The sequence below is a fragment of the Novosphingobium sp. genome, from assembly GCF_030699305.1.
Taxonomy (GTDB): Bacteria; Pseudomonadota; Alphaproteobacteria; order Sphingomonadales; family Sphingomonadaceae; genus Novosphingobium.
In genome coordinates this window covers 45,484-69,729 of the sequence record NZ_JAUYNB010000018.1, presented here as the reverse complement: position 1 = coordinate 69,729, position 24,246 = coordinate 45,484, and the positions used below count along the sequence as shown (strand labels likewise).

Here is a 24,246-nt window from a genome sequence, read left to right as displayed (position 1 = left end):
CGTTTCTCCTAAAGGCCCATGCCGATTGATCGGCTGCGTTCCATCGACACGGAAGCGGCAAGGTCGCGGGCCAGATCGCGACCGAGTTCTGGTTTGACGCCAAGTTCGTGCGCCCGTCCGCGCACCAGAGATTCGACCTGCGCGTCGCGCTCCAGTCCCTTCGTCATGTCGACCATACGGCTGGAGACCTGGCGTGCTCCGTTCATGTCGCCGCGCTGCTGCATCGTTTCCCGAAGCCGCCCCAGCCGCTGCCAGTCGCTGACAAAGCGTTCGGCGCGCTGCGCGGGGTCGATGCGGATTTCCGCTTCTAGCTGCATGGCGTGGACCGCGCTTTGGCTGCGACCATCGGCGGCCTCACGGGCCAGCGAGGGCTGGCGCTGCAAGGCGATGGCAAGGTCTGCTGTGCCATGCGGCCGGATCGCATCGAGCGCCTTCCCGGCCTTTTCCAGTGCGTCGCTTTGGTGTGGCAGGACCGACAATCCCTGTTCGCGCAACTGCCCGATATCAGCGGCGGCGCGGGCGTAGCGTTCGACCGCTCGGCGCTGATCGGACAGGCCAGCCTGATCGCTCGGCAGTGCTTCGAGCTTTTGGGCCTGCGGACGGAAGCCAGCGAAGATCGACTTCGCCCGTTCCGGCAATTGCCGGGCGATCTCCACGATACGTTCGCGGAAGGTGAAGCCGCGCCGTTCGGCAAACTGCTGCTCGGGCCTGTAGTCGCTGGCCAAGTCCTTGCCGCGCTCGCGGCTCAGCGTCCGCACAAGCTTGGACTGGTCGGCGAAGTCATCGCGGCCATAATGCAAGGCAAGGCCGTCACGGTGGCGGGACATCGCGACATAGGCACCGTGGCTGTCCATGCCTGGCGTCGCCAGCACGTGCGCCCGGTCCACCGTAATGCCCTGCGCCTTGTGGATCGTGGCGGCATAGCCGTGATCGATGTGCGCATAATCCTTGGTGTCGAAAGCCACGTTGCGGCCATCGTCGGTGCGCACGGCCATGCGTTGCGGCGTCACCTGCTCAATAGTTCCCAGGGTGCCATTCTTGACCCCAAGCCCGCGTTCGTTGAGCAGGAACATGATGCGATCGCCGCTGGCAAACTGGCGTTCGCCACGCTCGGCACGGATGGCCACGTCGTTACCAAGTTCGCCGCTCGCACGCAGTCGCCCGCGCGCCGCGTCATTGAGTTCGCGCACCTCCTCATTGGTGTGGGTGAGGATGATCCGCGTTTCGCCGGGGCTGGCCTGCCGGTCGCGGTCCCAACGCTCGATCAGCTCACCGCGCGCTGCCTCTCGCGTATCGGCGACATGAACCATGCCGCGTTCGCCATAGGCCTGAATGGCAAGGCCGGTGCGCCCGGTAGCGAGATGCCGCGTTGCATCCTGTTGCCAACCTACATGCTGGCGGCGCACCTCGCTGATTTCGACGCCGCCGTGGCGTTCATGGATCGCGCGGAAGGCGGCTCCGGCTTCGATGGCCTGGAGCTGCTGCGGGTCGCCGACGAGGACAACTTTTGCGCCTGCATCGGCGGCATGGGAGAGAACGCGCTCCATCTGGCGCGTGCCGACCATGCCTGCCTCATCGATCACCAGCACGTCACGCGAGGTGAGCAATTCGCGGCCCTTGCTCCACTGATGTTCAAGGCTGGCGATGGTGCGCGAGGCAATGCCCGAACCGTGCTCCAGCCCCTCGGCGGCAATGCCGGACAGCGCCGCGCCGCGAACGGTGTAGCCCGCGCTCTCCCAGGCCTCGCGCGCAACCCCCAGCATCGCGCTCTTGCCAGTCCCGGCATAGCCGACAACGACACTGAGGCCGCGCCCGTCGGTCACATGCTCGAACGCCGCACGCTGCTCGCCGGACAGGATCAGGCCGCGTGTCTCGGCGCGCGCCAGTGCGCCTTCCCGGCCACGATCTTCGACCTGATGCCGCTCGCGTTCTGCCAGCAATTCCGATGCGCGGCCAAGCCGCTGTTCGGTCTCGATCATCTGGCGCGAAGTGAACCGCTCCTCGCCGCGTCCATCCTTGCCCAGCGCGATCAGGTCGGACGATCCGCGCACCGCGCTCATGGCCAGGTCGAACTGCTCCTTCCCATCGCTGTGCCGATGGGCGAACATGGCAAGGTCGCGGGGCGTGAACGTCGCCTGTTGGTGCGTGATCGCGTCCAGTGCGACAGCCGGATTGGCAATGATCCGCTCGCCGTTGCGCTGCGCGACGGCGCGGTGTTCCTCGATGCGTTCGGCCTCCAGCCCGCGCACACCCATGCGCGAGGCTGCTGGGCCGATCTTGTCCTGTGGCTCCAGCGCAATGCCCTGCGCCTCCAGGCTGCGGTGATCGATCCGCGCGTCGATATCGAGTTCGGCCAGGCGCTGATTGACATGATCGGCCCAGCGTTCGCGCCACTGCTCGACGAGTTCGGCCTTGTTCCAGTCGCGCACCTTCGCGCCGAACCCGTCTTTGCCGACTTCGCGCATGGTGAGCATGACATGGGCATGGGGTTTGGGCTGGCCGTCCGCGCCAATATCCCAATGGACGTTGAGGTCGGCGATCATGCCCTTTTCGACGAACTCGGCCTCGGCAAATTCGCGCGCCAGCTCGATGCCCTGTTCCTTGCTAAGCTCACGCGGAATGGCGAATTCGACCTCGCGGGATAGCTGCGCATCCTTGCGTTTCTCGGCAGCCTCGACAGCGTTCCAGAGCGTTTCGCGGTCGGCGAACTCTTCCGGCGCGCCTTCCGGCAACAGCACTTCGGAATGGACGACCCCGTCCTTGTTGGTGAAATCATGGTCGCGGTCGAGCCGTTCGTCATGCAGCCGCTCGGCTCCGCGATAAGCAGCGGCGGCCACGGCGCTGCGCCCGCTCGACCGGCTGATGACTTTGACGGAGAGGTGGAAGATCGCCATGACGGCAATCCATTTACGCCACCAAGCGCACGTCGGCACGACGTATAAGCGCGCCCTCCCATGATAAAATCCTGCTCGGGACTATTCAGTATCAGGCCGTCCCGACGACTCTACAGCATTGGCAGAGCATCGATATTATCATCAGTGCATCACCTCTCAATGGAGAACTTCGATGCGTAAACCACGTGACTTTGATTCGGAGCTGAAGGCGCTTGCCGACAAGGCAAGGCAACTCAAGGAACGCCGCGTGCAGCAACTCGGCGAACTGGTGATCGCCACCGGGGCCGATGCGACCGATGCGGAAACGCTGGCCGGTGCGCTGCTCGTCATTGCGGAAACGAGCGAAGCCCAGAGGAAGGAGGCGTGGCGCAAGCGTGGCGCGGCCTTCTTTCAGAGCAAGGCGCGCAAGCGTGGCAGCGGACCTCAAGGCCAGCCAGATGGCGCTCTCCCGCTTGACGGCGGCGCGGCATCGGCTTGAGGCAGCATTGGCCCGCACCGACATGCGCGAATGGCAGGTCAAGCGACGCGAACGCACACGGCAACTGATCGAACTGGGTGGTCTCGTCGTGAAAGCGGGGCTGGTCGAGCTCGCCGATGATGATCGCGCCACGCTTTACGGCGCGTTCCTTATGGTCGCGGCAAAGCTGCGCGGCGAGGAAAGGGAACAGGCGCTGGTGCTGTGGAAGCGCAAGGGCAAGCGAGCGTTTGAAATGGAGTTGGAAGCGATCAACGCCACGGAATCGAAGAATGCGTTGGCGGCACGCCAAACTGTCGATTGAATATGCCACTAGCTCAACCGATAGCCGACTCCAGGTTCGTTTCGAATGATAGCAGGACGCGAAGGATCGTCCTCGATCTTGAGCCGAAGTGCCCGAACGGCGACGCGCAAATATTCGACGTCGGCCTTGTGCGCTTTGCCCCACACTCGCTCCAGAAGTGCTGCATGGGTAAGTACCCTTCCGCCCGCTTCGACCAGCGCCAACAAAACGGAATATTCCTTGGGCGTGAGGGATAATTGGCGACCGGCAACCTCGGCTTCATGGCGATCGGGGTTCATGCGGATGGTTCCGCAATGAAGCTCCCCGCCTGATAGATGCGTGCCTGCCGACAGCCTCAGCGCGGAACGCAATCGGGCCCGCACTTCTTCGCCGTCGAAGGGCTTGGTAATATAGTCGCTGGCGCCAAGATCGAGCGCCGTGACTTTTTCCGAAATATCGGTGCGCGCTGAGATCACGAGAATGGGGACTGTACGCAGGGCGCGGAGTGCGGGAATAAGTTCAAGTCCGTCACGGTCGGGCAAACCAAGATCGAGCAGGACGGCGGCAATGTCGTCATGCGCGACAATGGCAAGCGCCTCGCGTCCGTTTGTTGCGGCAATAGCTTCGTGCCCGTCCACCTCAAGAACCACGGCGAGAAGCCGTAGGATCGCCGGTTCATCGTCAATGCAAAGGATACGGCTCATTCAACAGCTTTCGCAGCCATCGGAATGGCCAGGGCAAAGCGCGCGCCGCCTTCATCCATGTTCTCGATTGTGACAGACATGGCCATTGCATCGGCAAAACCTTTGACGATGGCAAGCCCTAGACCACTGCCATCAGTCCGGTCAGAACCCTCGGCGCGGGCGAAGCGTTCGAATATGCGTGCCTGCTCTGATGAGGGCACGCCCGGCCCATCATCTCCTACTTTCAGCGAAACGCAGTTGCCCTCGCCGTCAGCGGATATAGTCACGGTGCTGTTGGCGTGTCGGAAGGCGTTGTCGATCAGGTTGGCGAGTACATGGCGCAGCAAAACCGGATCGGCGATCACAAATGGAAGGTCCGCCGGGACATTTCGGTTGAGGGTGATCTGCGGTGGGATCTGCAAGTCTTCACAGGCGATACTGACAACATCTATCAGGTCGATGTTTTCCAGATGGGGTGTGAGCGAACCCCCTTCAATTCGTGCCGCGCCGATCAAGTCGTTCATCATGCGATCGAGTCGCTGAGCGGCGGCAAGGGCATCTCGCGCTTCGGAATTCTTTTGTGCAAGAACGGACAAACGACCAGAAATAACGGTCAGGGGAGTGCGGAAATCATGCGCGAGCGAAGCCAGGAACGCGCGGCGTAGATGATCGCGCTCCTCGAGCATTTCTCGTTCCCGCCGCTCGATTTCAAGTGCCTCGCGGTCCAGTCCTTGGCCCAACAGGAGGGTGAGTTGCTGCAGATGATCGATCTGGCTGGTTGGCCGCGTTGTTCCGTCCATCGGTCGTGCAAGCGCAGCTACCCTGCCGTCGCGCTCGTTCTTCAGTGCAAGCGGCAGAAAGGTCCAGTCGGCGGCGGGCATCACTTCGCTGCCGTGCCCGGTTATATCACCGTTGTGCGCAGCCCATGCGGCGGCGGCAACGTCGAGCGACGAGAATGCAGCGCCGTCGTTGGGCATTGCTCCCTCGGAAAGCAGAATTAGCTTGCCATAGCGGGTTTCGATCAGGCTGGCTGCGGTGACCAGCGCAGTTTGCGGAGGCTGCCCGGCCAGCAGGCTTGAGATCTCCGCGCATTCTGCGCTTAGCTTCGCGCGTTCTTGCGCCTCTGCTTCTCGCTGCATCAGACGGGATGCGAGGCGACTTGTAACCAATGCAAGGGCGACCAACACCAACACGCTGATGAGATTGTCGAGTTGATGAACTCTAAAAGTGTAACGCGGCTCAAGCAGGAAGAAGTTGTAGCTGGCGGCTCCTGCGATGGCAGCAAACAGGCCAGGCCCTACTCCTCCTCGCACCGATGCCATGAGGACTGGAAGCAGAAAGAGTAGTGCGGACGATGCCAGGCCAAGCACCGGAAGTTGTGCTGCCGTTAGCCAGATAATGGCGGCGACGGCGAGTAAGGCTTCGAGCCAAGGAGTGATGCTTCGATTCATCTCACGGACTATAGTTCAATTTGGCTGCCCAGTTCGACAACGCGATTGGGCGGGATCGCAAAATAGGCGGTGGGGTCAGCTGAGTTGCGGTGCAGGATCATGAAAAGAACCGTCATCCAGCGCGGCATGGCCGGTTTTGCGGCAAACCGGATGGCGCTTCGGCCAACAAAGAACGAAGTTCCCCCTGAGGCTGAAAGCAAATACGGTTCGCGGGCTAGATCGCTCGGCACGTCGATCTTGTCCATATAGCCATAGCGCAGTCGCGCCTTGAGGAATCGGTTATCGACCCGCTCGGTCACAAGTCGATCTTCGAGTTCGACAAATGGGGTCGTCTGCGTTTCCACCTTAAGCAGGATGTTGGAGCGGTGCAGCGCCTTGTTGTGCTTGAGGTTGTGTAGCAGGGCCGATGGCGTGACATCGAGATCCTGCGTCAGGAATACAGCCGTCCCTTCAATGGTGACTGGTGGACGCGCGGCCAGTGCGCCAGCCATGTCAGCAAGCGGCACGCCCTGCTCCATCGTCCGTTCGGCGGCGGCCTTGCGACCCTTGAGCCAGGTGAAGATGACAATGCCGACTGCACTGGCGACTACCAGCGGCACCCAGCCGCCTTCGCTTACGCGCAGGATGTTCGCGCCGAAAAAGAACAGGTCGAGCGCAAGAAACGGGGCCACCAGCAACGCCGTCCATACCGGCTCCCACCGCCAGAACTTCCAGGCGATGATGAAGGCCAGGCAGGTGGTCACCACCATTGTGCCGGTCACCGCTATTCCGTAGGCAGCCGCCATAGCCGAACTGGAGCGGAAGCCGAATACCAGAAGCAAAACGCCCAGCAGCAGCAGCCAGTTGACCGCAGGCATGTAGATTTGCCCCATCTGCTGGGCCGATGTCTGGCGGATCGTCATGCGCGGGACCAAGCCCAGCGCAATGGCCTGATGCGACAGCGAATAGGCACCGGTGATGACCGCCTGGCTGGCGATGATCGTCGCCAGTGTGGCCAGTACCACCAGCGGCGCACGCAGCATGTCGGGCGCCATGATGAAAAACCAGTCGGAATTGGCCATCGGTTGTTTCGCCGCTTCCGCGATGGCAAGTGCTTTCAGTGCCAGTGCACCCTGACCCAGATAGTTGAGCGTAAGCGCGGGCCAGACAAAGCTCAACCAGCCAAGCTGAATCGGCTTTCGCCCGAAATGCCCCATATCAGCGATCAGCGCTTCCGCCCCGGTAACAGTGAGAAACACCGCGCCAAGCACGAATAGCCCAGTCATCCCATGCGATGTCATGAAGGTAATGGCGTGCTGCGGGTTGAAGGCGGCAAGTATCTGCGGGGCATCTGCAATGTGCCACAGGCCAAGGCCCGCCAACGCCAGAAACCACACCACGCATACCGGGCCGAACATGACCGCGACTCCAGCCGTGCCGCGCGCCTGAACTGCGAACAGGGCGATCAGGATGCCAACCGTGATACCCAGTATCGTCGGTTCAGTCATGCCTCCCAGTCCTGGAATGGTTTTAAGTCCCTCAACGGCGGAAAGCACGGATAGCGCTGGGGTGATGATCGCATCGCCATAAAACAACGCAGCCCCGGCACTGCCGAGCAGCAGTACGATCGACCACCGACCACCTGTTGCCCGCTTGGCCAGGGCCATCAATGAAAGCACACCACCTTCACCGTTGTTGTCCATCCGGCTGAGAAACAGGACGTACTTCAACGTGACGACAAGAATCAGTGCCCACAACGCCAGCGATAGGACGCCCAGAATTTCTGCGCGCGCGATCCCGTCATGCGCTGCCTGCGCCAATGCTTCACGGAAGGCATAGAGCGGGCTTGTGCCAATATCGCCGTACACCACACCGATGGCGCCAAGAGTCAGTGCCGCCAGGGAATTGCGTTGAGAGTGTGATGCCTGATCCACGTATGCGCCTCCGATACGAAGGCCAAGCAGTGCTGCGGACGGGCGTTAAGGTTCCATGTGGATTGAATGTTGGAGGCATAAAGAAGGCGTAAAGCGCGGCGACGCTGCTTGCTTCGATCACCTGCGCGATTCGCACGCAATATCCGCCAGCCACGCCGCATACTTGCGCGCCTAAGGCTGGGTATTCCGGCACAGCACCGCATTTCGCAGGTTGGCGCGGATAAATTTTCCCACCGCCGGTCCGCAGGCGCTTCCGTCCGCTACCGTCTCTAACCATCCAAATCCTTCTCATGGCTGGCCTTTTCGGCAAAGGCCGATTGCGCGCGACACTGCGATGTACCGCAAATGTTCTTGCGCGTTCGCCTTCGCCAACCAATCCTCAATTCCAGGGAGGTTCAATAGTCGCCAACGAATGGATGTGAATGCCATGACCAATCAAGAAAAGATCATCCGCCTGAAAACCGTCCTCGCCCGCACTGGGCTTTCCCGTTCCACCATGTATCGCAAGATCGCCGGGGGGACGTTCCCTCAACAGGTGAAGATCAGCGTCCATGGCGCGGGCTGGCGGGAGTCCGCCGTGAACCGCTGGATCGATGATCCGGTCGCCTATCGTAACGATGGGGAGACGTAAGATCATCCCAGCCTGCATGGCCAAAGCTGACTTGAAGCGTGCAACAGTAGTGACAGGCTGGGCGTCAGATGCCATGGTTTGTCACTGTTGGTTGCGCGCACAGCTTGGCGCAGCATCGCATTTTTTACGCAGTGTTTTGACCAATCAGCCTTCGGGCGTAGTCAAAAATGTGGGGGATAATGTGGGGGTGATTGACTGCGCGACATGAATAGCATCAGTTTTCAACTAGATACGTTGTTAGTTCGATACAAGCCCTGCCACCACCAATTCTTCCGGCATTTCTTCCGGCATCCCGGCCGGTATGTCCGCTGGCAGAGCGCCAAATTCCTTCCAGACTTGTCGGGCGCGGCGCTGGGCATTAGACGGCGACGATGAGCGAAATCACACCTGTCATTTCGGCCACCGGCCTGTTCACACCCCCGGACTCGATCTCGAACGAGGAGCTGGTGGAAAGTTTCAACGCGTATGTCGCCCGGTTCAACGCGGCGCATGCGGGCGAGATTGCCGCCGGAACCGTGGCCGAACTCGCGCCCAGTTCGGTCGAGTTCATCGAGAAGGCGAGCGGGATCAGGTCGCGCTTCGTGATGAGCAAGGAATCGCTGCTCGATCCCGACATCATGGTTCCGCGCTGGGCCGAACGGCCGAACGAGGAACTGTCGGTGATGGCCGAAATGGGCGTCAAAGCGGCGCAGGCCGCGCTGGCTGCCGCCGGGCGCGAGGCCAAGGACGTCGATGCGGTGCTGTGTGCTGCGTCGAACATGCAGCGTCCCTATCCGGCGATGGCGATTGAAATCCAGCAGGCGCTGGGGATCGAGGGGTTCGCGTTTGACATGAACGTTGCGTGTTCCTCGGCCACGTTCGGCATCCAGACCGCGGCGGATTTCATCCGGGCGGGCAATGCGCGTTCGGTGCTGGTGGTCAGTCCGGAAATCTGCACCGGCCACAACAACATGCGCAACCGCGACAGCCACTTCATCTTTGGCGACGTGGCGACCGCAGTGCTGGTCGAGGCAAAGGACATCGCCCCGACCCCGCACTGGGAAATCGTCGGCACGCGGCTGAAGACGGTGTTTTCCAACAATATCCGCAACAATTTCGGCTTCCTGAACTGCGCGACGCCCGAAACCATCGGTGCGCCGGACAAGCTGTTCATTCAGGAAGGGCGCAAGGTGTTCAAGGAAGTGGTGCCGATGGTTGCGGCCATGATCGCGGACCACGCGGGCGATCTGAGGCTGGACCCGGCGGCCTTGCGGCGGTTGTGGCTGCATCAGGCCAACCAGGGCATGAACCGCCTGATTTCCCAGCGCGTGCTGGGGCATGAGGCCAGCGAGGATGAAAGTCCGACGGTGCTGGATACTTACGGCAATACATCGTCCGCCGGGTCGATCATTGCCTTTCATCTCTACAACACTGACCTTGGCGTTGGTGACACGGGCGTAATCTGCTCGTTCGGTGCGGGCTATTCCGCTGGCACCGTATTCGTGCGGAAGGTGGCGTAATGGCAAACGAAGTGCTCGACAATCGGGGCCGCGGCGAGGCGAGCTGGAACTGGCCCGCGTTTCATCCTGAAAGCCACAAGTTCGCTGCGATCGCCGCGATCCTCAGTGGGCTGGCTGCGACGTTTGCGATGGAAACGCTGGCCTGGCCGCTCGCCGGTCTGGTGCTGTGCATCCTGGCGTTCTTCCGTGATCCGAAGCGCGTGACCCCGCAGGGCGACCAATTCATCGTCGCGCCTGCCGATGGTCTGGTGACACTGATCCAGCAGGTTGAGCCGCCGCGCGAACTGGTGTTCGATGATGGCAGCGGCGCGGTCGGCCTGACGGCTGGCCCGGTCACGCGGATTTCGATTTTCATGTCGGTGTTCGATGTCCACATCAATCGCGCGCCGATTGGCGGCACGGTGCGCCGGGTGGTCTATATTCCGGGCAAGTTCCTGAATGCCGATCTCGACAAGGCCAGCGAAGAGAATGAGCGCCAGCACATCCTGATCGAACGCGGCGATGGCTTGAAGATCGGTTTCACCCAGATCGCCGGGCTGGTGGCGCGCCGGATCGTGCCGTTCGTCAAGCCGGGCGATCTGCTGGCCGCCGGTCAGCGCGTCGGCCTGATCCGGTTCGGCAGCCGGGTGGATGTCTATCTGCCCGCCGGGACCGAACCGAGAGTGCTGATGGGGCAAAAGATCGTCGCTGGTGAAACGATTCTGGCGGAACTGGGGCAGCAACCGTTGATCGAGGGGATCAGCCAGTGACCGGTGGGCCGCCCGAACGCGGACTGCTGCCGGGCGGGCTGACGCTGCGGGCGATGGTGCCCAATGCGATTACGGCGGCGGCGCTGTGCATGGGGCTGACCGGCATCCGGTTTGCGATCATGGGCGATTTCCGGATGGCGGTGCTGGCGGTGGTCGTCGCCGGGATCCTCGACGGGATCGACGGGCGGATTGCTCGCCTGCTGAAGGCGCAGTCGCGGTTCGGGGCGGAACTGGACAGTCTGGCCGACAACGTCTCGTTCGGGGTCGCGCCTGCGCTGATCCTGTTCCTGTGGTCGCTACAGGATCTGCCCCGGCTCGGCTGGTTCGCGGCGCTGGCCTATGCCATCGCCTGCGCGCTGCGGCTGGCGCGGTTCAATGCCCGGATCGATATGGCGGATGAACCGCGCAAGGCCGCCGGATACCTGACCGGGGTGCCTGCGCCGGTCGGGGCGGGGCTGGTGTTCCTGCCGATGTATCTGTGGTTCGTGACCGGCGAAGAACTGTTCCGCACCCCGCTGCTGGTCAGCGGCTGGCTGATCGCGATGGGGTTCCTGATGATTTCCAACGTGGCGACGTTCAGCTGGGGGCGGCTGCGCCCGCGCAAGAGCTTCCGGTTGGAAGTCATCGCGCTGTTCGGCCTGGTCGGTGCCGCCTTGCTGACCGAACCGTGGTGGACGCTGGTTGCGATCTGCGCGGTCTATCTGGCTTTTCTGCCGGTCGCGATGATCCAGTACGGGCGGGTCAAGCGGCGGCGGGCTGCGGCTGCGGAACCGACCGCGCCGGCTGCCTGACGGGGAAGTCCAGCACATTGATCCGGCTGGGCGTGCCCACCGCGCGGATCGTCCAGCGCACTTCATGCGGCACGGCGGCGTCACCGCGCTGCGCGTGGATGGCCAGCGCATGCTGCCCGTGATCGCGCCAGGTGGCGCGCATGGCCCCGGCCACCACGAGCAGAGTGGCGGTGAACAGAACGATCATCAGCAGTCCGGTCATCACGCTGGCATCCTTGGTTTCGGTGCTTTCGCACCTGTGAACAGGCTGTGGAGGGCTTGTGGATAACTTCACTTTGTGCTTAGTTTGTTCCAGTCGCTCACTCGATGCCTAGACGTTCCCCTTTTGTTCCGTTCCCGTCAAGCGGTTTTTTAACGGGCAGTGCGATTTCGCCGGGCTGGCGCGGCGTTAAAGGCTGGATTTCCCGGAAATCATGGGTTAGGGGCGGCCCGGTCTGACACCGGATTCGCATCGTGCGGGTCCGCAGCGCAGGCAAATCCACATGGGAAGCACCCAAACCGGTTCCGCAGCGGGCATGCCGCACGGTTCCCGCTTTCCAGAGGTTCAAACCGGAAAGGAATTACCTATGGCGGCACCTGTCGTCACGATGAATCAGCTCGTAGAAGCCGGGGCCCACTTCGGCCACCAGACCCACCGCTGGAACCCGCGGATGAAGCCGTATATCTTCGGCGCCCGCAACGGCATCCACATCCTTGACCTGTCGCAAACCGTGCCGCTGTTCGCCCGTGCGCTCGATTTCGTGTCGGCCACCGTGCAGCGCGGCGGCAAAGTGCTGTTCGTCGGCACCAAGCGCCAGGCGCAGGACCCGATCGCCGACGCCGCGCGCGCTTGCGGTCAGCACTATGTCAACCACCGCTGGCTGGGCGGCATGCTCACCAACTGGAAGACCATTTCCGGCTCGATCAAGCGCTTCAAGGCGCTGGAAGAACAGCTCGCTGGTGACACCGCCGGTCTGACCAAGAAGGAAGTCCTTCAGCTGACCCGCGAACGCGACAAGTTCGAACTTTCGCTGGGCGGCATCCGCGACATGGGCGGCATTCCGGACGTGATGTTCGTGATTGACGCCAACAAGGAAGAACTGGCGATCAAGGAAGCCAACGTGCTGGGTATTCCGGTCGTGGCGATCCTCGATTCGAACGTCTCGCCCGATGGCATCACGTTCCCGATTCCCGCCAACGATGACGCCAGCCGCGCCATCCGCCTGTATTGCGAAGCGGTTGCCACCGCTGCCCAGAAGGGTGGCCGTGAAGCCGTGGTCAATTCGGGTGCCGACATCGGCGCGATGGCTGAACCGGTGGCCGAAGAAGCCGTCGTGCTTGAAGCCCCGGCGGTTGAAGTCGCTGCGGTTGAATCCGCTGCGGATGAAACTGCTGCGGTTGAAGCAGCGGCCGAATAAGCCTTTTCGGCTGGCCGGACGGCCGGCCGTCACAAATCGGTAGCGCGCCGGGTCCAATGGCCCGGCGCGTAACACCATTAGACAAAGAAGGATCATCGCAATGGCTTACACCGCCACTGACGTGAAGAACCTGCGCGAGCGCACCGGCGCGGGCATGATGGACTGCAAGAAGGCCCTGGACGAAACCGGCGGCGACATGGAGGCCGCCGTTGACGCGCTGCGCGCCAAGGGTCTGGCCGCTGTTGCCAAGAAGTCCAGCCGCACCGCCGCCGAAGGGCTGGTTGGCGTGGCCGTGACCGGGACCAAGGGCGTTGCCGTTGAAGTGAACTCGGAAACGGACTTCGTGGCCAAGAACGAACAGTTCCAGGATTTCGTGCGCAAGACCACCGCAGTGGCGCTGGGCGCGGCTTCGGACGACGTCGAAGCGCTGAAGGCTGCGGCTTATCCGGGCGGCGGCACCGTGGCTGACACGCTGACCAGCAACGTCGCGACGATCGGTGAAAACCAGCAGGTCCGCCGCATGAAGACGGTTGCCGTAAGCGGCGGTCTGGTCGTGCCGTACATGCACAACGCCGCCGCGCCGAACCTCGGCAAGATCGGCGTGCTGGTTGCGCTGGAATCCGAAGCCGGCGCCGACGTGCTGGAACCGCTGGGCAAGCAGATCGCGATGCACATCGCCGCTGCCTTCCCGCTGGCGCTGACCGCTGATGATCTCGACGCCGACCTGATCGCCCGCGAACGCAAGATCGCGGCTGAAAAGGCTGCCGAAAGCGGCAAGCCCGCCGAAGTGCAGGCCAAGATGGTTGATGGCGCCGTGGCCAAGTATGCCAAGGAAAACGCCCTGCTCAGCCAGGTGTTCGTGATGGACAACAAGACCCCGGTCGCTCAGGTCGTCGAAGCCGCTGGCAAGGCTGCCGGCACCAAGATCGTCCTGAAGGACTACGTCCGCTTCCAGCTGGGCGAAGGCATCGAAAAGGCCGAAACCGATTTCGCGGCGGAAGTCGCGGCGGCTGCCGGTCTGAACTGATGAGCCTGCTCCTCTCCGGAATGGAGGGGTGAGGGTTTTGGGAAAAGGGGCGCGGGGCGAGAGCTTCGCGCCCTTTTCTCATCAATTTCCGGTGCGGTTCTTGGCATTGTCGGACCATCGGTATAAGGCCCCACAAACCTTTGCGAGAGCGATCACAGACCCCATGAGCCTGCCTCCTTTCAAGCGCGTCCTGCTCAAGCTGTCCGGCGAAGTCCTGATGGGCAGCCAGCAGTTCGGGATCGACCCCGAATTCGTCGCCGAACTGGCGCAGGAAGTGAAGACGGCGAAGGAAACGGGCCTTGAAATCTGCCTGGTGATCGGCGGCGGCAACATCTTTCGCGGGATGGCCGGTGCGGCCAAGGGGATGGACCGGGCGCAGGCGGACTACATGGGCATGCTCGCCACGGTGATGAATGCACTGGCGATGCAGAACGCGCTGGAACAGCTGGGCGTGCCGACCCGTGTGCAATCCGCGATCGAGATGGACAAGGTCTGCGAGCCGGTGATCCGCCGCCGCGCCGAACGGCATCTGGAAAAGGGCCGCGTGGTGATCTTTGCCGCGGGCGTGGGCGCACCGTACTTCACGACCGACAGCGGCGCAGCACTGCGCGCGGCGGAAATGAAGTGCGACGCGCTGCTCAAGGGCACCAGCGTTGACGGGGTCTATGATTCCGATCCCAAGACCAATCCGAACGCAATCCGTTATGATACAGTCGATTACGACACGGTTCTGGCGCAGAACCTGAAAGTCATGGATGCCAGTGCCGTGGCGCTGTGCCGTGACAATTCCATTCCCATCGTCGTCTTCTCGATCCGTGAGCAGGGCAATCTGGCCCAGGTGCTGCGGGGCGAGGGGACGCAGACCATCGTGACAAAAGGAAACTGAGCCATGGCCAAGTATGACAAGGCCGATCTGGAACGCCGCATGAAGGGTGCGGTGGAATCGCTGAAGGGCGATCTTTCGGGCCTTCGCACCGGCCGCGCGAATACCGCGCTGCTCGATCCGATCACGGTTGACGTATACGGCGCGCAGATGCCGCTGAACCAGGTGGCCACCGTGTCTGCGCCCGAACCGCGCCTGCTGTCGGTGCAGGTCTGGGACAAGTCGAACGTGACGCCCGTTGAAAAGGCGATCCGCTCGGCCGGGCTGGGGCTGAACCCGATCAACGACGGCAACAACATTCGCCTGCCGATCCCCGATCTGACCGAGGAACGCCGCAAGGAACTGGCCAAGCTGGCCAGCAAGTATGCCGAAAACGCCCGCATCGCGATCCGCAACGTGCGCCGCGACGGGATGGAAGCGCTGAAGGCGGACGAGGCCAAGAAGGAAATCTCGGAAGACGAGCGCAAGCGCGCCGAAACCGACGTCCAGAAGATCACCGACGAGCAGATCAAGGCGTGCGACGAAGCCGCTGCGGCCAAGGAAAAGGAAATCCTGGGCAAGTGAGGCCCGGTGCTGCCTACAGTTTCCCCTCCTCTTCAGAGGAGGGGTGCAGGGGTGGTGGCAAGGCGCAGCCTTGTTCGCGTAGCGATCTTGCGCCCGGTGATCACCACCCCCAACCCCCTCCTCTGAAGAGGAGGGGGCTTTGAGCGCAGACGCTCCGCTCGCGCGTCACGTCGCGATCATCATGGATGGCAACGGGCGCTGGGCGAAACAGCGCCACCTGCCGCGCGTGGTCGGCCACCAGCGCGGCGTCGAGGCCGTGCGCGAACTGGTCCGCGCGGCGCGGGAAATGGGGCTGGAAGCACTGACGCTTTACGCCTTCAGCACCGAGAACTGGCGGCGGCCGGAAGATGAAGTCTCGGCGCTGATGGGCTTGCTGCGGCGCTATATCATTGCCGATCTTGACGAATTCGTGGCCAACAACGTGCGGCTGCGGATCATCGGCAATTATCAGGCGCTGGCCCCCGATCTGGTCGCGCTGATCGAGGATGCGCTGGCGAAAACCGCGCACAACGATGGCACCACGCTGGTCATCGCGCTGAATTACGGCGCGCAGGATGAAATCGCCCGCGCCGCCGCACAGGCTGCGGCCAAGGGGGCGGTCACGCCCGAAAGCATTGAGGCGGAACTCGATACTGCGGGCCTGCCGCCGCTTGACCTGCTGATCCGCACCTCGGGCGAAGTGCGGCTGTCGAACTTCCTGCTGTGGCAGGCGGCCTATGCCGAACTGTGGTTTACCGACGTGTTGTGGCCTGATTTCAAGCCTGCGCACTTGCAAGAAGCGCTGGCGCAATTCGCCAACCGGGAGCGGCGCTATGGCGGCCGTTGAGTTTGGCTCAAGCCCGGCAATTCCCGTCACCCTGAACTTGGTTGGCGCTTATCCCGTTTACATACGGGCCCAGCACCTGCGTCACCCTGAACTTGTTTCAGGGTCCATCTCACCTCCTGCACGGACAGTGCGGGCCGAGAAATGGATGCTGAAACAAGTTCAGCATGACGGTTTAGACTTTACGGTGGCGAAGGGGATAAGCGCCAACCAAGTTCAGGGTGACGCAACAAGGTCAGGGCCGAATGCATGATTGAGGTGCCAGCAAAAACCTCCGACCTGCCGGTCCGCGCGGCGTCGGCCGTGGTGATGATCGCGGTGGCGGGCGCGGCGCTGTGGCTGGGCGGAACGGTCTGGGCCGGATTTGTGGCGCTGGTCGCGCTGGGCACGATGTGGGAATACGTCGCTCTGGCCCGGGCGCTGGCAAAAACCCGCTCTGCGCTGGCCGCGTGGCTGCTGGGCGGATTGGTCTACATCGGCATGGCCGCGCTGATGCTGTTCGGGCTGCGGCTGGGCGAATATGGCGTCGCGACCGTGCTGGTCGTGGTGCTGGCCGTGATCGGCACCGATATCGGCGCCTACTTTGCCGGGCGGACTATTGGCGGGCCAAAGATCGCGCCTGCGATCAGCCCGTCCAAGACCTGGTCCGGCCTGCTGGGCGGGATGGTCGGTGCGGGCGGGGGCATGGCGCTGGCCTATTGGCTGAGCTGGAAGTTCGCGGGCGGGCTGGGGCCGGACGATCTGGCGGTGACCACGGTGAACGGTGTCACGGTAACTTCGGCCGCGCCGGAACTGCTGATCCCGTGGCCGCTGATCATCATGGCGGGGCCAGCTGTGGCCGTGATCGCGCAAGCCGGTGATTTCTTTGAAAGCTGGATGAAGCGCCGCGCGGGCGTGAAGGATTCCGGGCGACTGATCCCCGGCCATGGCGGGCTGTTCGACCGGGTCGACGGGCTGCTGGCAGTGCTGTTCGCGCTGGCGCTTGCCTCGGCGCTGGGCCTGGCGGGGGGCTGACCCGGTGCGGACGATCTCGGTCCTGGGCGCAACCGGTTCGATCGGCGCATCGACGCTCGACCTGATCCGGCGCGCGCCGGATGACTGGCGGGTGCTGGCGCTGACGGCCAATGGCAACGCCGCCGATCTGGCCCGGCTGGCGCGCGAATTCGGAGCGGAAATCGCGGTCGTGGCGGACGAGGCCAGCTTGCCTGCGCTGCGCGAGGCGCTGGCGGGCAGCGGCATCGCGGCGGCAGGCGGGGCCGCAGCGCTGGTCGAGGCGGCGGCGCGCGGCGCGGACCTGACCGTGGCGGCGATTGTCGGCTGCGCGGGGCTGGCCCCGACGATGGCCGCGATCGAGTGCGGCAAGACCGTGGCGCTGGCCAACAAGGAAGCGCTGGTGTCCGCCGGGGATGTGATGCTTGCTGCCGTCGCGCGCACTGGCGCGACGCTGCTGCCGGTCGATTCCGAACACAACGCGATCTTCCAGTGCCTGCACGGCAATGATCTGGCCGATGTCCGCTGGATCACGCTGACCGCCAGCGGCGGGCCGTTCCGCGACTGGACGCTGGAACAGCTGCACACCGCCACCCCGGCGCAGGCGATCAAGCATCCCAACTGGGACATGGGCGCGAAGATCAGCGTCGACAGCGCGACGATGTTCAACAAGGGGCTTGAACTGATTGAGGCGTGGCACTTGTTCCCGGTCGGGCTGGAGCGGCTGCGGATCATCGTCCATCCGCAATCGGTGATCCATTCGATGGTCGAATACCGTGATGGATCGACCCTGGCGCAGCTGGGGCCGTCGGACATGCGCGTGCCGATTGCCTCCTCGCTGGCCTGGCCCGCGCGGATGGGCACGCCCTGCGCGCCGCTGGATCTGGCCGCGATTGGCGAGCTGACCTTCCGCGCGCCCGATGAAGTGCGGTTTCCCGCCACCCGGCTGGCGCGGCAGGCGGCTGAGGCGGGCGGCGCGGCCCCGGCCGTGCTCAACGCCGCGAACGAAATCGCGGTGGCGGCGTTTCTGGCTGGTCAGATCGGGTTCACCCAGATCGCCGTATTGGTCGAACGGATGCTGGAGCGCTATGCTCCTGAGGCACCCACGACGCTCGACGCGGTGATCGCGGTCGATGCGCAGGCGCGGGTGCGGTCGCGCGAATTGCTGGAGTCGCTGTAAGTTGGACAATTCCCCGTCGGTGCTGATGATGATTGGCGCGTTCCTGCTGGTGCTGGGGCCGCTGGTGGTGTTGCACGAGCTGGGCCACTATCTGGTCGGGCGCCTGTTCGGCGTACGCGCCGATGCCTTTGCGGTCGGGTTCGGCAAGGAACTGGCCGGGTGGACCGACAAGCGCGGCACTCGCTGGAAGCTCTGCGCGCTGCCACTGGGCGGCTATGTCCAGTTCGCGGGCGACATGAACGCGGCCTCCGTGCCTGATCCGGCGCTGGCCGAAGCCAGCCGCGAGGAGCTGCGCGGGACGTTTCAGGGCGCAAAGCTGTGGCAGCGCAGCCTGATCGTGCTGGCCGGGCCGCTGATGAACCTGTTTGTCGCCGTGGCAATCTTTGCCGCGTTCAACATGGCCTATGGTGTGCCCACGGCCAGCCCGGAAGTGGGCGGCTTTTCGGACAATTCGCCCGCGAAAGTGGCCGGACTGAAAGAAGGCGACCGGATCGTCGCCATCGACGGCAACCGGATCGAGACGTTTTTCGACATTGCCGAACGCGTGACGCTGAACCCCGGCAAGACCGTGACGGTCACCTATGAACGCGCTGGCCGCGAAACATCGGTGCCAATCAAGCTGCTGACCGATGTGCAGTTCGACCAGTTCGGCAACGAATTGCGGCGCGGGCTGCTGGGCGTGCGCTCGGCGGGCGTGAAGTTCGAACCGGTCGGGCCGGTCGGCGCGGTGGCGACCGGGTTCGACCAGTCGATCGGGATCATGCGGACGATGGTCGAAGGGCTGCGCCAGATCATCACCGGGCAACGTTCGGTCGAGGAACTGGGCGGGCCGATCAAGATCGCCAAGTATTCGGGCGAGCGGTTGTCTTTGGGCTGGCTGGAATTCGTGTCGTTCGCGGCGCTGATTTCAATTAACTTGGCATTCATCAACCTGCTGCCAATCCCGACACTCGACGGTGGGCACCTGGTTTTCTACGCCGCGGAAGCAGTCCGCCGTAAGCCACTGGGTGCGCGCAGTCAGGAATGGGCGTTCCGCACCGGACTGGCTTTTGTGCTGGCGCTGATGCTGTTCGTGACGCTGAATGACATCGCCTCGCTGCCGATTTTCGGCAGGTAGGCGGAACTGGATGGGAAATTAACTGCGGACGGTTTGGCCAACCCTGCTTGATTGGCGGTGACGCATCGGGCAGAGGGCGGCGACATGTCTGCAGTGCGCCTGACGCCCCGCACGGGGGTGGGCGGCAGGTGAATTGCACAATTGACAGGAACAGCCGTGCCGAAAGACCAACGCCCTATGCACTGCACCGCCAAATTCCGCCTTGCTGCGGCTTTGCTGGGAACTACCGTTCTGGCTGGACTGCCCACCGCAGCGCTGGCCCAGACCGATACCACTCCGGCAGCCGCCGAAGCGCCTGAAGCGGTGCAGACGATCACGTCGATCAGCGTGATCGGTTCGCAGCGGCTGGAACCGGATACGATCCGGTCCTACATCAAGCTGCGGCTGGGCCAGCCCTATACCCAGGTCGCCGCCGACATGGCGCTGAAGGACCTGTTCGCGACCGAGTTGTTCTCTGACGTCCAGATCAGCAACAACAGCGGCGCGGTGACCATCCAGGTCAAGGAAAACCCGGTGATCAACCGGATTATCCTGGAAGGGAACAAGCGCCTGAAGCAGGAGAAGATCCTCCCCGAGATCAAGCTGTCCCCGCGCCAGATCTTCACCCGGTCCAAGGTCCGCGCCGATGTCGCGCGGATCATTGAACTGTACAAGCGGCAGGGCCGGTTTGCCGCGCTGGTTGAACCCAAGATGGTGCAGCTGGAGCAGAACCGCGTCGATATCGTCTATGAGATCAGCGAAGGCCCGAAGTCCAAGGTCCGCAAGATCAACATCATCGGGAACGAAAACTTCAAGGATGGTGACCTGAAGGACGAAATGGTCACCAAGGAAACCGGGCTGACCCGCATTTTCAGTTCCGGCACCAGCTATGACCCGGACCGGATGGCGTTCGACCAGCAGAAGCTGCGCCAGTATTACCTGACCCAGGGCTACGCCGATTTCCGCATCGTGTCGGCCGTGGCCGAGCTGACGCCGGACAAGAAGGACTTCATCCTGACCTATGTGGTCGAGGAAGGACAGCGCTACAAATTTGCCGACGTGAAGGTGGAAAGCCAGCTGCGTGACTTCGACGGCGATCGTCTGGCCAGCCAGTTGCCGATGAAGAAAGGCGATTGGTATAACGCCAAGCTGGTCGAGGACACGATCGACAAGCTGAACGAAACCGCCGGCACGTTCGGCTATGCCTTCGCCGATATCCGCCCGAGCTATGACCGTAGCAAGGACGATCTGACGATGGGGATCACCTTCCAGATCGCCGAAGCGCCGCGCGTCTATGTCGAAAAGATCGACGTCAACGGCAACACGCTGACCCAGGACAAGGTGATCCGCCGCGAATTCCGCCTGGCCGAAGGGGACGCGTTCAACTCGCTCCAGGTCAAGCGCTCGACCAACCGCATCAACTCGCTGGGCTATTTCCAGGAAAAGTTCGAAGTTGAACAGAAGCCGGGCAGCGCGCCCGACCGGATCGTGCTGGAAGCCAATGTCGAGGAAAAGCCGACCGGCGAATTGCAGCTCTCGGCGGGGTATTCCAGCCTTGAAAAGCTGATCTTCCAGGGCTCGATCCAGCAGCGCAACTTCCGTGGTCGCGGGCAGACGATCGGGCTGTCGCTGTCCTATTCGAACTATTCGAAAAGCGCCGAAGTCAGCTTTACCGAACCCTATGTGTTCGATCGCAACATCTCGCTGGGCGTCAACGTCTATCGCCGCGATTACAACTCGTTCAACTACCTGAACAATTCGCGCAACACGACGTACAAGCAGGCCACCACCGGGCTTCAGATCCGCGCGGGCATCCCGGTGACCGAGTATATCTCTGCCGTCGGCAGCTATACGTTCAACATCGACGACATCTCGCTCGACAAGAACCAGTTCTTCACCAACCGCGTCAATCCCACCCTGAATGAGTGCGATTCGCTGCTGGCTGGCCGGTATCTGTGCGAAGCGCTGGGCAAGCGGACCAGCTCGATCCTGGGGATGTCGCTGATCTATGACAAGCTGGACAACCGGATGCGCCCGACGCGCGGCCGGGCAGCTTCGGTGACGGCCGAATTCGCGGGGCTGGGCGGGTCGGTCAAATACGCGCGGGTGCGTGCCAACGCGTCGCAGTACTGGCCGCTGGGCAAGGGCTTCATCTTCTCGATCCGGGGTGAGGCCGGGGCGATCAAGTCGCTGGAAAACCGTGGCAGTGCCGCGCTGGGGATCGATGATGTCCGCCTGACCGACCGGTTCTATCTGGGTGAGCCGGAAATGCGCGGCTTCGATATTCGCGGCGTCGGTCCGCGCGTGATCCGCCAGCCGATTGTCGATGACGGCGCGGGCAACCCGGTGGTCGTCACCGACCGCAACCAGGTGGTCGATGATGCGCTGGGCGGCAAATATTATTACCTGTCGCACTTCGAACTGGAAATCCCGCTGGGGTCCGGTGCGCGCGAAATGGGCCTGCGTCCGTCGGTGTTCCTGGATATCGGTTCGGTCTGGGGCGTGCGTCGTCCGGTGCTGCAATCCAGCCCGTTCCCGAACGGCATTTTCATCCCGTCGCGCGATACGGCCGGCAACGCGCTGTATCTTCAGATCGATGCCGTGGATGCCAGCTGCAACGCCACCACAACGTCGCAGGTGACCAGTCCGACCAACCCAGCTCCGCCAGCGTGCCTGAGCAGCGCTGCCAACACCGCGCTGGGCAACAGCGTTTCGCCGTTCCAGGAAATCTATGTCGGCGATTCGGCCAAGCCGCGTGTGTCGGTGGGGATCGGGGTGAACTGGAATTCACCGTTCGGCCCGTTCCGGATCGACTTTGCCAAAGTGCTGCTGAAGCGCCCTGGGGATGACACCAAGAGCTTTACATTCAACGTAGGAACCCAATTCTGATGACCAAGTTCAGCAAGCCCGCGCTGGTCGCCGGCCTTCTTCTCGCCGTCGCGACTGCCCAGCCGGCCCTGGCCGCCAAGGACAAGAAAAAGGGCGATGCCGCCCCGGTCGCCGCAGCCGCAGGCCCGGTCGCCGTGCAGGGCATCGCCGTTGCCAGCCTTGACGCCGCGATTGCCGGCACCAATGCCTTCCGCGTTGCCGAACAGCAGCGTCCCGTGACCTACAAGCCGAACTTCGATGGCGCCAACGCGCGCGGTCAGGCGCTGGAAAACCAGCTCAAGCCGCTGGTTGCCAAGTTCGAAGCGGATCGTCAGGCTGCCAAGCCCAACGTCCCCGCCTTGCAGCAGCAGGCGCGCGTCCTTCAGGAACTGCAGGAACGCGGCAAGCAGGAAATCCAGCAGCAGTTGATGCCGGTGGCCCTGTCGGAAGCCTATGTGGCTGAACAGATCGAAGCCAAGCTGGACCAGGCGGTGCAGCAGGCGATGACCAAGTACAACGTTTCGCTGCTGCTTCAGCCCAACGCTGTTATCGCGCGCTCGGTCAGCTATGACCTGACCGACGAGATCGTGGCCGAACTGAACCTGCTGGTCCCCTCCGCACAGCTCGTCCCGCCGACCGGCTGGGAACCGCGCCAGGTGCGTGAAGCGCGCGCCCAGCAGGCTGCCCAGGCGGCTGCGGCCCAGGGCGGCGCAGCTCCGGCTCCGCGTCCGGTGACCCCGGCCGGTCCGCAGCCCGAAGGCCGCTAAGCGAAGTCGTTGGGGGCAGCGATGAGCGAGACCACTTCAGCAGACAGCACGGCGGCTTCGGCCGCCGTGCTGGGCTATGATATCCGCAAGATCCTGAGCGCGCTGCCGCACCGCTATCCGCTCTTGCTGGTGGACCGGGTCAAGGCGATGGTCGTGGGTGAAAGCATCCACGCGGTGAAGGCAGTGACCTTCAACGAACAGTTCTTTCAGGGCCATTTCCCCGGCCGGCCGATCATGCCGGGCGTCTTGCAGATCGAGGCGCTGGCGCAGACGGCCGCGATCCTGGCGATCGAATCGCTGGACCTGGCCGGGTCGGGCAAGCTGGTCTATTTCATGTCGATCGACGAGGCGAAGTTTCGCGCGCCGGTTGAACCGGGTGTGCTGCTCGACCTTGAAGTCGGCTTCATCCAGAAGCGGTCGCGGGTCTGCAAGTTCTGGGGCAAGGCCTCGATCGAAGGCAAGGTGACCTGCGACGTGCAGTTCACCGCCATGATCGCGGACGCCTGATCAGCTTAGGACTGGACAAATCCGAGCCGCGCGGTTATCCGCGCCGCTTCCTTTTCAGGCCGGTCGGAACCGGCCCTAGCGAAAGAGTTGAACCATGAAGGCCGATATCCATCCCGATTACCACATGATCAAGGTGCAGATGACCGACGGCACCGTGTTCGAAACCCGCTCCACCTGGGGCAAGGAAGGCGAGACGCTCGCGCTGGAAATCGATCCGACGTCGCACCCGGCATGGACCGGCGGCACCCGCCAGCTCGATCAGGGCGGCCGCGTTGCCCAGTTCAACAAGCGCTTCGGTGGCCTCACGCTCAAGAAGTGAGCGGCGGCAACCTGCCAGAATGCAAAAAGGGCGGCCAGTTGGCCGCCCTTTTTCGTTTTCCGAAGGTCGCGCAGGACGTCCCCGCAGCCTCAGAACTGCGCGGCGAGCAGTTCGGCATCCGCATAGGGCAGCGGGCGCAGAAACTCGACGCCGCACGATCCGCTCCGCACCCAGCGGACGATGGCCTGCGTGGTACTATCCTCGCTCAGCGTCAGGGTGATGAACGATCCGATCCGCAACCACGTGGCATCGCTGACGATGTTGCAGCCGAATGCGGAAAAGTCGTGCAGTTCGGCGCGGGTCCGGTCACCGTGGGATGATCGCACCGCCACCGTGCCGCGCGCCGGACGGCGTGACGCCCTGCGCGTCAACGGCCGGTTGGTGGGAGCAAGACGTTGTTGTTCGAGGATTTTTGCTGTCATGTTGGCAACGACTCTATCGGTGTGTTCCCTGAGT

24 protein-coding genes are annotated in these 24,246 nt (G+C 63.1%); 18 read left to right on the top strand and 6 right to left on the bottom strand.

All coding sequences use genetic code 11. The features are described from left to right. Positions 1-8: 8 nt before the first annotated feature. Positions 9-2,894: a Ti-type conjugative transfer relaxase TraA gene (gene traA, locus Q8Q53_RS08930; protein WP_305701417.1), complete on the bottom strand. Its 2,886-nt coding sequence runs from the start codon at positions 2,892-2,894 to the stop codon at positions 9-11. Positions 2,895-3,066: 172 nt separating this feature from the next. On the opposite strand from traA, the gene Q8Q53_RS08925 reads away from it, so the two are divergent. Beyond that, positions 3,067-3,372, top strand: a complete 306-nt coding sequence (locus tag Q8Q53_RS08925; protein WP_305701416.1) for a conjugal transfer protein TraD — start codon at positions 3,067-3,069, stop codon at positions 3,370-3,372. A 7-nt stretch (positions 3,373-3,379) separates the two neighbouring features. Continuing rightward, a complete protein-coding gene (locus Q8Q53_RS08920) occupies positions 3,380-3,673 on the top strand; it encodes a conjugal transfer protein TraD (protein WP_371136536.1) in 294 nt (97 codons plus the stop codon). 8 nt (positions 3,674-3,681) lie between these two features. On the opposite strand, the gene Q8Q53_RS08915 is transcribed toward Q8Q53_RS08920, so the two are convergent. From Q8Q53_RS08915 to Q8Q53_RS08905, 3 genes are read right to left on the bottom strand one after another with little or no spacing between them, the layout of a single operon-like run. Then, positions 3,682-4,356, bottom strand: coding sequence for a response regulator transcription factor (locus Q8Q53_RS08915; RefSeq protein ID WP_305701415.1), 675 nt, complete (start codon positions 4,354-4,356; stop codon positions 3,682-3,684). Then, on the bottom strand, positions 4,353-5,786 hold the full coding sequence (locus Q8Q53_RS08910; RefSeq protein WP_305701414.1) for a DUF4118 domain-containing protein: 1,434 nt from the start codon (positions 5,784-5,786) through the stop codon (positions 4,353-4,355). Before Q8Q53_RS08910 ends, Q8Q53_RS08915 begins: the two co-directional genes overlap by 4 nt. An 8-nt stretch (positions 5,787-5,794) precedes the next feature. Continuing rightward, positions 5,795-7,699, bottom strand: coding sequence for a potassium transporter Kup (locus tag Q8Q53_RS08905; protein ID WP_305701413.1), 1,905 nt, complete (start codon positions 7,697-7,699; stop codon positions 5,795-5,797). Positions 7,700-8,126: 427 nt separating this feature from the next. Between Q8Q53_RS08905 and Q8Q53_RS08900 the strand changes: the two genes are divergently transcribed. The 4 genes from Q8Q53_RS08900 to Q8Q53_RS08885 all read left to right on the top strand — a co-directional run bounded on the left by Q8Q53_RS08900 (position 8,127) and on the right by Q8Q53_RS08885 (position 11,369). After that, positions 8,127-8,330: an AlpA family transcriptional regulator gene (locus tag Q8Q53_RS08900; RefSeq protein WP_305701412.1), complete on the top strand. Its 204-nt coding sequence runs from the start codon at positions 8,127-8,129 to the stop codon at positions 8,328-8,330. A gap of 371 nt (positions 8,331-8,701) precedes the next feature. Further along, positions 8,702-9,829, top strand: a complete 1,128-nt coding sequence (locus Q8Q53_RS08895) for a beta-ketoacyl-ACP synthase III (RefSeq protein WP_305701411.1) — start codon at positions 8,702-8,704, stop codon at positions 9,827-9,829. Next, on the top strand, positions 9,829-10,578 hold the full coding sequence (locus tag Q8Q53_RS08890; protein ID WP_305701410.1) for a phosphatidylserine decarboxylase: 750 nt from the start codon (positions 9,829-9,831) through the stop codon (positions 10,576-10,578). Before Q8Q53_RS08895 ends, Q8Q53_RS08890 begins: the two co-directional genes overlap by 1 nt. 53 nt (positions 10,579-10,631) lie before the next feature. Next, the gene (locus tag Q8Q53_RS08885) at positions 10,632-11,369 is read left to right on the top strand and encodes a phosphatidylcholine/phosphatidylserine synthase (RefSeq protein ID WP_305701425.1); all 738 of its coding nucleotides are present in this window, start codon (positions 10,632-10,634) and stop codon (positions 11,367-11,369) included. Here the strand turns inward: Q8Q53_RS08885 and Q8Q53_RS08880 are convergent. Continuing rightward, positions 11,320-11,571 carry a hypothetical protein gene (locus Q8Q53_RS08880; protein WP_305701409.1) on the bottom strand — a complete coding sequence of 84 codons (252 nt, stop codon included), beginning with the start codon at positions 11,569-11,571 and terminating at the stop codon, positions 11,320-11,322. The two genes, Q8Q53_RS08885 and Q8Q53_RS08880, sit on opposite strands and share 50 nt — an antisense overlap. Positions 11,572-11,935: 364 nt before the next feature. On the opposite strand from Q8Q53_RS08880, the gene rpsB reads away from it, so the two are divergent. From rpsB to rpmE, 12 genes are all read left to right on the top strand, one after another. Continuing rightward, positions 11,936-12,766 carry a 30S ribosomal protein S2 gene (gene rpsB, locus Q8Q53_RS08875; protein ID WP_305701408.1) on the top strand — a complete coding sequence of 277 codons (831 nt, stop codon included), beginning with the start codon at positions 11,936-11,938 and terminating at the stop codon, positions 12,764-12,766. Between the two features lie 100 nt (positions 12,767-12,866). After that, positions 12,867-13,793 (top strand): translation elongation factor Ts, encoded by a 927-nt coding sequence (gene tsf / locus Q8Q53_RS08870; RefSeq protein WP_305701407.1) that lies wholly within the window; start codon positions 12,867-12,869, stop codon positions 13,791-13,793. Between the two features lie 163 nt (positions 13,794-13,956). Beyond that, positions 13,957-14,679: a UMP kinase gene (gene pyrH, locus Q8Q53_RS08865; protein WP_305701406.1), complete on the top strand. Its 723-nt coding sequence runs from the start codon at positions 13,957-13,959 to the stop codon at positions 14,677-14,679. A gap of 3 nt (positions 14,680-14,682) precedes the next feature. Beyond that, complete coding sequence (gene frr, locus Q8Q53_RS08860) at positions 14,683-15,240, top strand: ribosome recycling factor (protein WP_305701405.1); 558 nt, start codon at positions 14,683-14,685, stop codon at positions 15,238-15,240. A gap of 139 nt (positions 15,241-15,379) precedes the next feature. Continuing rightward, positions 15,380-16,066: a polyprenyl diphosphate synthase gene (uppS, locus tag Q8Q53_RS08855; protein WP_305701404.1), complete on the top strand. Its 687-nt coding sequence runs from the start codon at positions 15,380-15,382 to the stop codon at positions 16,064-16,066. 246 nt (positions 16,067-16,312) lie between these two features. Next, complete coding sequence (locus Q8Q53_RS08850; protein WP_305701403.1) at positions 16,313-17,077, top strand: phosphatidate cytidylyltransferase; 765 nt, start codon at positions 16,313-16,315, stop codon at positions 17,075-17,077. Positions 17,078-17,081: 4 nt separating this feature from the next. Then, the gene (locus tag Q8Q53_RS08845) at positions 17,082-18,233 is read left to right on the top strand and encodes a 1-deoxy-D-xylulose-5-phosphate reductoisomerase (protein WP_305701402.1); all 1,152 of its coding nucleotides are present in this window, start codon (positions 17,082-17,084) and stop codon (positions 18,231-18,233) included. Between the two features lies 1 nt (position 18,234). Next, entirely contained in the window at positions 18,235-19,350 is a 1,116-nt protein-coding gene (rseP, locus tag Q8Q53_RS08840; protein ID WP_305701401.1) for an RIP metalloprotease RseP, read from the top strand. Positions 19,351-19,527: 177 nt separating this feature from the next. Continuing rightward, positions 19,528-22,218, top strand: a complete 2,691-nt coding sequence (gene bamA, locus Q8Q53_RS08835) for an outer membrane protein assembly factor BamA (protein ID WP_305701400.1) — start codon at positions 19,528-19,530, stop codon at positions 22,216-22,218. Then, positions 22,218-22,964: an OmpH family outer membrane protein gene (locus Q8Q53_RS08830; protein ID WP_305701399.1), complete on the top strand. Its 747-nt coding sequence runs from the start codon at positions 22,218-22,220 to the stop codon at positions 22,962-22,964. The genes bamA and Q8Q53_RS08830 overlap by 1 nt, the downstream gene beginning before the upstream one ends. 21 nt (positions 22,965-22,985) lie before the next feature. Further along, positions 22,986-23,471 carry a 3-hydroxyacyl-ACP dehydratase FabZ gene (gene fabZ, locus Q8Q53_RS08825; protein WP_305701398.1) on the top strand — a complete coding sequence of 162 codons (486 nt, stop codon included), beginning with the start codon at positions 22,986-22,988 and terminating at the stop codon, positions 23,469-23,471. A 94-nt stretch (positions 23,472-23,565) separates the two neighbouring features. Further along, positions 23,566-23,790, top strand: a complete 225-nt coding sequence (gene rpmE / locus Q8Q53_RS08820) for a 50S ribosomal protein L31 (RefSeq protein WP_305701397.1) — start codon at positions 23,566-23,568, stop codon at positions 23,788-23,790. An 89-nt stretch (positions 23,791-23,879) separates the two neighbouring features. Here the strand turns inward: rpmE and Q8Q53_RS08815 are convergent, their stop codons facing one another. Continuing rightward, positions 23,880-24,161, bottom strand: coding sequence for a PilZ domain-containing protein (locus tag Q8Q53_RS08815; protein ID WP_305701396.1), 282 nt, complete (start codon positions 24,159-24,161; stop codon positions 23,880-23,882). Positions 24,162-24,246 lie beyond the last annotated feature (85 nt).